Below are 660 nucleotides of genomic sequence, written 5' to 3'. Positions count from 1 at the left end.
GTTCAGGCCTCGGGCGTAGCCCGGGGCCGCTTTCTCGTTTTGCTCTCTTGACCTGCCCTCAACCGCCGTGCCAATGAATAGGTCGGAGTCCTGGTTGAAGGTTACTGGATCTCTGTGTTGATGGGTCCGGCGTGCTGGGCAGGAGCGGCCGCGTTGCTGCGGTGCCGCTCAGCAAATTGCGCCGGCGGTATTCGTCCGATGCTGCTGTGCGGACGGACCTCGTTGTAGTCGCGCCGCCAGGCGGCGATCTCAATCCGGGCCTGCTTCAATGTCTCGAACCAATGCTCGTTCAGGCATTCGTCCCGGAACCGGCCATTGAAGCTCTCGATGTAGCCGTTCTGCATGGGGCGACCAGGCTCGATCAGGATGTGTCGGATGGCGTGGCTTTGCGCCCATGCGATGAAGGGCCTGCTGGTGAACTCCGGCCCGTTGTCTGTTCTTACGGCGGCTGGGTAGYCGCGGAACCGCGCAGCCTGATCCAGCAGCCGGACCACGTACTGGCCACTGATGCCGTAGTCCACCGCGATGTCCACGGCCTCGTGGCTGAAGTCGTCGGCAACGGTGAGGCACTTCAGGCGCCGTCCGTTGGCCAGGCTGTCGCTGACGAAGTCCATGCTCCACACCTCATTGACCTGGGTGGCGATGTTCAGCGGCGTGCGC

Annotated in this window: 1 protein-coding gene; it reads right to left on the bottom strand. The window is 63.4% G+C overall.

The genetic code is table 11. The features are described from left to right. Positions 1–101: 101 nt before the first annotated feature. On the bottom strand, positions 102–660 hold a 559-nt coding region (locus AC1DU6_RS34320; protein WP_477862929.1), incomplete at its 5' end, for an IS3 family transposase.

The organism is Roseateles sp. P5_B10 (assembly GCF_056400485.1).
Note: the sequence above shows the minus strand (reverse complement) of the source record. Positions and strands in the feature narration are given on the sequence as shown.